Below are 3,687 nucleotides of genomic sequence, written 5' to 3'. Positions count from 1 at the left end.
CTCCCCCGCACTGATCGCCCTCCGGCGCCACCCCCCGCCGCCAAGTGCCGCGGCTCACCCGCGGCACTTGGCGGCGGGGGGTGGCGCCGGAGGGCGATCAGTGCGGGGGAGTGGTGCGGGATGCTCGGTGCAGCTCGAAGCGGGCGCGCGCTTCGACCGCCATCACCGCGGCGAGTTGCGTCGTGAGCGCGGTCGTCGGTGCGGCGGTGCCGGTAGCGGTGGTGCGGGTAGCGGTGGTGCGCGGAGAGGTGGTGCGGGTGGCGGTGCGCGCGGGCGCTGCTGGAGGGGCGGCCCAGTCATCGTCGACGAGCGGGAACACCGGCGGATAAGCGCCGGGAAGCGGAGAGGTCGGCCGAGAAACGCCGACGGGCGGGGGCGGAACCGCTGCCGCCAGCAGGTCGGTCATCGCCGTGAAGGGGGGCGCGAGCATCCGGAACCCCTCACCATCGACCGGGAGGCGCTCGAGGAGGAGTTCGAGGTAGCGGAGGAAGATGCCCTTGAACAGGCCGGCGTCGCCCCCACCGCGCTCGCCGAGGCGCGCCGGTTCGCCGACGAAGCGACCCGACGGCGCGAGCGCTGCCAGCGTCGCGACCGCCGTGCGCACCGCGCGGTCGAGCTGTGCGGCGTCGGCGGTGCGGTCGAAGGCCTCGACGAGCGCGCCGACATAGAGCCCCTGGTTGTAGCTGAAGAGCCATCCCGTGTCGAGGGCTCCGTCGCCCTGCCGGTTGAGTCCGTCGGCGACGAGGTCTGCCGGCCCCGGGGGCAGCCCCTCGTCGATCGCGGCCTGCTGCCCGGCGACCAGCGTGCGGGTGAAGAACTCGAGCGACTCGTCGGCCGCAGCCGCGTAGCGCGCGGCGCCAGCCCGCACCCCCTCGCGAGCCGCGACCCGCGTGGCCAGCCGGGCCGAGAGGATCGCGAAGGCGCCGTTCGTCGGCGCATTGAGGTAGTCGAGTTGCGTGTCGCGCCAGGCGATCGCGCCCGGCCGCTCCCGGCTGCCGCCCTTCTCGCGGATGTGCTCCCACAGAGCCTCGGCATCGGCGAGGTACCGCTCGGAGCCCGTCGCGTCGAACAGCCGCACCGCCGCCAGCGCCAGCCAGCCCATGTCGTCGAAGTAGTGGTTGAACAGCCCGCGGTTGCGGCACAGGATGCCGGCATAGGTCTTCTCGGCGAGGGCGATCCGTGCGCGGGCGCTCGGTGTGCGGGCGCTCTGGGCGCTGGCGTGCACAGCAGCGGAATCCGGCCCCCCTCCCGTGCCGCGCCGCTCGGCGCCGTCGACGCGCACCTCGACCGCGTGCGCCAGCCACCAGTAGTTGAACGTCGCCAGCTGGGCGAGCCGCAGCGGCGACGTGTTGTGCAGCCACCGCGCGCCGACGAGGCGGCTCTGGAAGTGGTCGGTCAGGCTCTGCTGCGCTCCGTCGGCGAGTCGGCTCCAGGATGCGCCGGCGCCCGCGTCGCCGCCACCGCGCTTGGCTCCGGCACCCGCGTCGCCGCGTATCCGGCCGTCGCCGCCCGTGCGCATCCCGCCGCCCGTCACCGCAGCGCCGGAGCGATGAAGCGCAGCCACGCCCACACCGACAGGCTCACCGCGGCGAACCCGACCGCGACGAGGAGCAGCGGCACGAGGGCCGGCGCGGGGGCCAGCGAGACCCCGGAGCCCGCGGGGGCGACAGCGGGCGCGACCACTGCGGCGAGCAGGGTGAATGCTCCGAGCGCCGTCGCGAGCCAGGCCGCCCGCGACCAGGCGAACAGCGCCCGCCCGCTCAGCCGCCCGAACGGCAGCACCAGCACCGCCGCGGCCCCGAACGAGCCGAGCACGAGCGTGTTGAGCACCTCGGTCGCGAAGGCGCCGGCCGGTGTGCTGAGTGCGGGAAGCACGCTCGCGGTCGTCCAGGCCAGGCCGCCGAGCACGACGAGGGAGAGCAGGTGCAGCATTGCGAACCGGGCGCGGGCGCTGACGCTCGCCCCTTCGACGCAGCCGATCGCGAGCACCAGTCCGAAGAGCAGTGCGGGCTCGATGGTGAACACCCTCGACACGAGGGTCGCAACAGCGGCGAGGGCGAGGTAGCGCGGCGCGAAGGTGATCGTCGAACGGATGCCGAGCATCCGGAACCCGAGCGCTCTCGGTACCAGCACGGAGACGGCGTTCAGAACCCCGAACGCGATGACGATCGCCGCGAGCAGGCGGAGGTACGAGGGCTGGTTCTCGACCGGTCCCGAGAGCATGCCGATCGCGGCCGAGGCGACGACGGCGATGCCGGCCAGCAGCCACGGGTTCATGCTCAGGTCGGGGGCGCGTTCGAACTCGTCGCGGGAACGGTTGCGGCCGGTCAGCAGTGTTCCGCGTCGCCTCGCCCGGGCGTGCGAGGCGACGGAGAGCGCCCCGGCCATGAGCCTCGCCGGCGCGGCGATGAGCAGCAGTGCGGCGACGGCGACACCGAGCGCGATCAGCCAGTTCATGCCCGAGGTGCTGCCGAAGACCGGCTGGAGCGAGCCGGAGAACCGGGTGGATCCGGCCCAGGAGCCGTCGCGGGCGTGCGCATCGGCGTGTGCGGCCGGGCCGCCGGGCGAGCCGTCTGAGCCGGTGCCGCCGCTGCCCGGGTCGCCGCCGGGGTTGCCGCCCGGCGCGCCGGAACCCGAGCCCGTGCCGGAGCCGCCCGCGCCCGATCCGTCAGTGCCGGTGCCCCCGGTGCTGCCGTTGCCGCTCTCGCCGCCGGTCGCGCCGCCCGTGCCGTTGGAGCCGCCCGCGCCTGCTCCTGCCCCGGCTCCCGCACCGGCGCCCGGGTTCTGCGGCCCGCCGGCCCCGGCGCCCGGCGCGCCCGTCGCGTTCGGAGACGGGCTGGCGGGGGCCGCCGCCACGAACTGCACCCCGAACGAGGCGCTCTCGTCGCTGACATTGCCCGCGGTATCCTGCTGGATCGCCGACAGCGCCACCCGGCCCGCGGCCAACTCGCCGCCGGTGCAACTCCACGCGCCGGTTCGAACGGTCGCCGTGCAGGCCGCGAAGGAGCCCGCGAACACCGTGACCAGCGCGCCCGGTTCGCCCGTGCCCGAGAAGACGGCTCCGGATGCCCGAACCGAGGCACCCGGGCCCGGGGCGGTGATGGCGGGCGGTGCGGGCGCATCGGAGTCGATCCGCAGGGTCAGGGCGGAGCTCGTCGCCGAGGGACCGCCGCTCCACGAGGTCGTCTGGGTCGCACGCACGCGGAGGTCGCCGCTCGGAATGCCCGCGCCGAGGTTGCACGCCCAGTTGCCCGAGCCGTCGGCGACCGCGGTGCAGCGGTACGACCCGGCGGCGCCCTCGGCCGACGCGACGACGGTCGCGCCCGCGGCCGCCGAGCCGCGCACGGTGCCGTAGCCGGTGCTCGCACCGGAGGCTGAGCCCGACTCCACCGTCGGCGCGTTCAGCACGTTCACCGTGACGCTGTCGTCGAGATTGGCGGAGCCCTCGGCGAGCTGCACGACCCTCAGCCGCACTCCCGGCCCGTTCGGCAGCGAACCGGTGGAGCAGGAGAATGACCCGTCGTCGCCCACCGTGATCACGCAGAGCGGGTCGGAGCGGCTGCTCGCCGAGACCTGCACGCTGCTGCCCGGTTCGGCCGTGCCAGCGATGGTGAACCCGCCGCTGACCAGGCGTCCGTTGCCCGGCGAGGTGATCTGCGGGCTGGCGACGGGTGCGGGGTCGGAGGG

At 75.1% G+C, this 3,687-nt stretch carries 2 protein-coding genes; both read right to left on the bottom strand.

The features are described 5' to 3' along the window. Positions 1-97 precede the first annotated feature (97 nt). On the bottom strand, positions 98-1,564 hold the full coding sequence (locus C5B96_RS16805; protein WP_158507231.1) for a glycoside hydrolase family 76 protein: 1,467 nt from the start codon (positions 1,562-1,564) through the stop codon (positions 98-100). Next, positions 1,531-3,687 (bottom strand): Ig-like domain-containing protein (locus C5B96_RS17495; protein ID WP_104246509.1); only part of this gene is annotated, 2,157 nt, incomplete at its 5' end. The genes C5B96_RS16805 and C5B96_RS17495, both read right to left, overlap by 34 nt.

The sequence above is a fragment of the Subtercola sp. Z020 genome, from assembly GCF_002931235.1.
Lineage (GTDB): Bacteria > Actinomycetota > Actinomycetes > Actinomycetales > Microbacteriaceae > Subtercola.
The sequence above is the reverse complement of the archived record's forward strand: the minus strand, read 5'-3'. Positions and strand labels throughout refer to the sequence as shown.